Origin of the sequence: Pseudomonas sp. SCPG-7 (assembly GCF_002156405.1) — a bacterium.
GTDB lineage: Bacteria > Pseudomonadota > Gammaproteobacteria > Pseudomonadales > Pseudomonadaceae > Aquipseudomonas > Aquipseudomonas parakoreensis.
This window is the reverse complement of sequence record NZ_MVOO01000039.1, coordinates 1-4,996: the sequence shown is the minus strand read 5'-3', so window position 1 is coordinate 4,996 and position 4,996 is coordinate 1. Positions and strand designations below refer to the sequence as shown.

Here is a 4,996-nt window from a genome sequence, read left to right as displayed (position 1 = left end):
CTCGGTCATCACCATCGAAGCCGGTAAAACTACTGGCACCGTGACGGTTCCCGCGCCTGCCGACGACGTCTACAAAGACGCCGGCAAGGTTGAAGTCAGCATTACCGGTACCACCGGCGGCAACTTCGAGAACCTGGTGCCGAGCACCGTTCCGGCGGTCACTGAAGTGACTGACACCATCGACACCTCGACCGTCAAACTGACCGCCGATACCTCGGTGGCCGAGGGCGGGACTGTCACTTACACCGCGACCGTTGGCGCACCAGTCACTGGCTCGCCAGTGACTGTCACTTTGGCGAACGGTCAGACCATCACCATCGAAGTCGGCAAAACCACTGGCACCGTGACCACCACCGCGCCGAACGACGCGCTGACGGGTCACGAACCGCTGACCAACTCGATCACCGGCGTCACCGGTGGCAACTACGAAAATCTGGTCGCTGACAAAACCCCTGTCAGCACCACCGTCACTGACACCGTGGACACGACGAACCTGTCGCTCAGCGCCACCAACTCGGTCGCCGAGGGCGGTTCGATCACCTACACCGCGACCCTGACCAACGTTGCTGGCTCGCCCGTTACCGTGACCCTGTCCAACGGTTCGGTGATTACCATCGAAGCGGGCAAAACCACCGGCACCGTGACTGTTCCAGCACCTGCCGATGACGTCTACAAAGACGCCGGCAAGGCTGAAGTGACCATCAACGGGGCAACCGGCGGCAACTTCGAGAACCTGGTGCCAAGCACCGTTCCGGCCGTGACCGAAGTCACCGATACCATCGACACCACGTCGGTGAAACTGACCGCAACCGAGTCCGCGGCTGACGGCGGCACGGTCACCTACACCGCGACTGTCGGTGCACCCGTGACCGGTTCGCCAGTCGTGGTGACCCTGGCCAACGGTCAGAACATCACCATCGAAGTCGGCAAAACCACCGGCACCGTGACCACCACCGCACCGAACGATGCGTTGAACGGTCATGCGCCGCTGACTAACGCCATCACCGACGTGAGCGGCGGCAACTACGAAAATCTGGTCGCTGACAAAACCCCGGTCAGCACCACCGTCACTGACACCGTGGACACGACGAACCTGTCGCTCAGCGCCACCGGTTCCGTCGCTGAAGGTGGTTCGATCGTCTACACCGCGACCTTGACCAATCCAGCGGGCACACCAGTCACCGTGACCCTGAGCAACGGCTCGGTGATCACTATCGAAGCCGGTAAAACTACCGGCACCGTGACCGTTCCAGCACCAGCCGATGACGTTTACAAAGACGCTGGCAAGGTTGAAGTCACCATCAACAGTGCAACCGGCGGCAACTTCGAAAATCTGGTGCCGAGCACCGTTCCAGCCGTGACCGAAGTCACCGACACCATCGACACCACGTCGGTAAAACTGACCGCAACCGAGTCCGCGGCTGAAGGCGGCACGGTCACCTACACCGCGACTGTCGGTGCTCCAGTAACCGGTTCGCCTGTGGTCGTTACCCTGGCTAACGGTCAGAACATCACCATCGAAGTGGGCAAAACCACCGGCACCGTCACCACCACCGCGCCGAACGATGCGCTGAACGGTCATGCGCCGTTGACTAACGCCATCACCGACGTGAGCGGCGGCAACTACGAGAATCTGGTTGCCGACAAAACCCCGGTCAGCACCACCGTGACCGATACCGTCGACACCACCAACCTGTCGCTGGCCGCGACCGGCACCGTCGCTGAAGGCGGTTCGATCGTCTACACCGCAACCTTGACCAACCCGGCCGGTACGCCGGTAACCGTGACTTTGTCCAACGGCGCCGTGATCACCATCGACGCGGGCAAAACCACCGGCACCGTGACCGTTCCAGCGCCAGCCGATGACGTCTACAAAGACGCCGGCAAGGTCGAAGTCACGATTAAGGATGCAACAGGCGGCAACTTCGAGAACCTGGTGCCAAGCACCGTTCCAGCCGTTACCGAAGTCACCGACACCATCGACACCTCGACGGTCAAACTCACCGCCGATACTTCGGTGGCTGAAGGCGGCACTGTCACTTACACCGCTACTGTCGGCGCTCCAGTGACTGGCGCGCCTGTTGTTGTGACCCTGGCCAACGGTCAGACCATCACCATCGACATCGGCAAGACCATCGGCACCGTGACCACCACCGCACCGAACGATGCGCTGAACGGTCACGAACCGCTGAACAACTCGATCACCAATGTCAGCGGCGGCAACTACGAAAACCTCGTTGCCGACAAAACGCCGGTCAGCACCACCGTGACCGACACCGTCGACACCACTAACCTGTCGCTGAGCGCGACGCCGGCGGTGAACGAAGGTGGCCAGATCACCTACACCGCCACCCTGACCAACGCCGCCGGCACTCCGGTGACCGTGACGTTGAGCAATGGCTCGGTGATCACTATCGAAGTCGGTAAAACTTCCGGCACCGTGACCGTCGATGCACCGAAGGATGACGTCTACAAGGACGCCGGCACCGTTGAAGCGACCATCAAGGGCGCGACCGGTGGCGACTTCGAAAACCTGGTCACCAGCAACACGCCGGCGGTGACCACCGTCAACGACACCATCGACACCTCCACCGTGTCGCTGACCGCCACCGCCAATGTCGCCGAAGGCGAAACCGTGGTTTACACCGCGAGCGTGACCGCCCCCGTCACCGGCTCGCCAGTTGTCGTGACCCTGTCCAATGGCCAGACCATCACCATCGCCGTCGGTGAGACTACCGGCAGCGTGAATTTCGTCGCACCGAACAGCCCATTGGCGGGCGGCAGCTCGCTGAGCGTCGCCATCGACAAGATTGCCGGCGGTAACTATGAAAACCTGGTGGCCGACAAGACACCGGCGAACACCTCGGTTTCGGACACTGTCGACACCACCAACCTGAACCTGACCGCCAGCGACTCGGTGGCCGAGGGTGGTTCGATTGTTTACACCGCGACCCTGACCAATCCTGCCGGGACGCCGGTGACCGTGACTCTGTCCAACGGCGCGGTAATCACTATTGAAGCGGGTAAAACCACTGGCACCGTGACCGTTCCGGCACCTGCCGATGACGTGTACAAGGACGCCGGTAAAGTCGAAGCAACCATTTCCAGCGCTACCGGTGGCAACTTCGAGAACCTGGTGCCGAGCACCGTTCCAGCCGTCACCAACGTTACCGATACCATCAACACCACCACGGTCAAACTGACCGCGACCGAGTCTGCTGCTGAAGGTGGCACTGTCACTTACACCGCCACCGTCGGTGCTCCGGTAACCGGCTCGCCTGTGGTCGTGACCTTGGCCAATGGTCAGAACATCACCATCGAAGTCGGTAAGACCACCGGCACCGTGACCACCACTGCACCGAACGATGCGCTGGCCGGCCATGCGCCGTTGACCAATGCCATCACCGACGTGAGCGGCGGTAACTACGAAAACCTCGTGGCGGATAAAACGCCGGTTTCGACCAATGTCACTGACACCGTCGACACCACCAATCTGTCGCTCAGTGCGACCGGCACCGTGGCCGAGGGTGGCTCGATCGTTTACACCGCGACCCTGACCAATGCGGCTGGCTCGCCAGTCACCGTGACTCTGTCGAACGGCGCCGTGATCACCATCGACGCTGGTAAAACCACTGGCACTGTGACCGTTCCGGCGCCGGCCGATGACGTGTACAAGGACGCCGGTAAAGTCGAAGCGACCATTTCCAGCGCTACCGGTGGCAACTTCGAGAACCTGGTGCCAAGCACCGTTCCGGCCGTCACCAACGTTACCGACACCATCGACACCACCACGGTCAAACTGACCGCGACTGAATCCGCTGCTGAAGGTGGCACCGTCACTTACACCGCGACTGTCGGTGCCCCAGTGACCGGTTCGCCTGTGGTCGTAACCTTGGCCAACGGTCAGAACATCACCATCGAGGTGGGTAAGACCAGCGGCACCGTCACCACCACCGCGCCGAACGATGCGTTGACCGGTCATGCACCGCTGACCAACGCGATCACCGACGTGAGCGGCGGTAACTACGAAAACCTCGTGGCGGATAAAACGCCGGTTTTGACCAATGTCACCGACACCGTCGACACCACCAACCTGTCGCTCAGTGCCACTGGCACCGTCGCTGAAGGTGGTTCGATCGTTTACACAGCAACCCTGACCAACGCCGCTGGCTCGCCAGTTACCGTGACGCTGAGCAACGGCGCTGTCATCACCATCGAGGCCGGCAAAACCACCGGCACCGTGACTGTTCCAGCTCCGGCGGACGACGTTTACAAAGATGCCGGTAAAGTCGAAGCAACCATTTCCACCGCCACCGGTGGCAACTTCGAAAACCTGGTGCCAAGTACCGTGCCGGCTGTCACCGAAGTCACCGACACGATCGACACCTCGACCGTCAAACTGACTGCCGATACCTCAGTGGCCGAAGGTGGCACCGTCACCTATACCGCAACCGTCGGCGCGCCAGTGACCGGTTCGCCTGTGGTCGTGACCTTGGCAAACGGTCAAAACATCACCATTGAGGTGGGTAAAACCACTGGCACCGTGACTACCACTGCGCCTAATGATGCATTGACCGGTCATGCTTCTCTGACCAACGCGATCACCGACGTCACCGGTGGCAATTACGAAAACCTCGTGGCTGACAAAACCCCGGTCAGCACTAACGTCACCGACACCGTCGACACCACCAACCTGTCGCTGTCCGCCACCGGTACCGTGGCCGAAGGTGGCTCGATCGTTTACACCGCGACCCTGACCAACGCCGCTGGCTCGCCAGTCACCGTGACGTTGAGCAACGGCGCCGTGATCACCATCGAGGCTGGCAAAACCACCGGCACTGTGACCGTTCCGGCACCGGCCGACGATGTCTACAAAGACGCGGGTAAAGTCGAAGCGACCATCTCCACCGCTACCGGTGGCAACTTCGAAAACCTGGTACCGAGCACCGTGCCGGCTGTGACGCAGGTCACCGACACCATCGATACCACCACGGTC

General features: G+C 61.2%; 1 protein-coding gene. It reads left to right on the top strand.

Annotation, left to right across the window (positions count from 1 at the left end):
- Positions 1-4,996 (top strand): beta strand repeat-containing protein (locus B1722_RS28410; protein ID WP_371851410.1); only part of this gene is annotated, 4,996 nt, incomplete at both ends.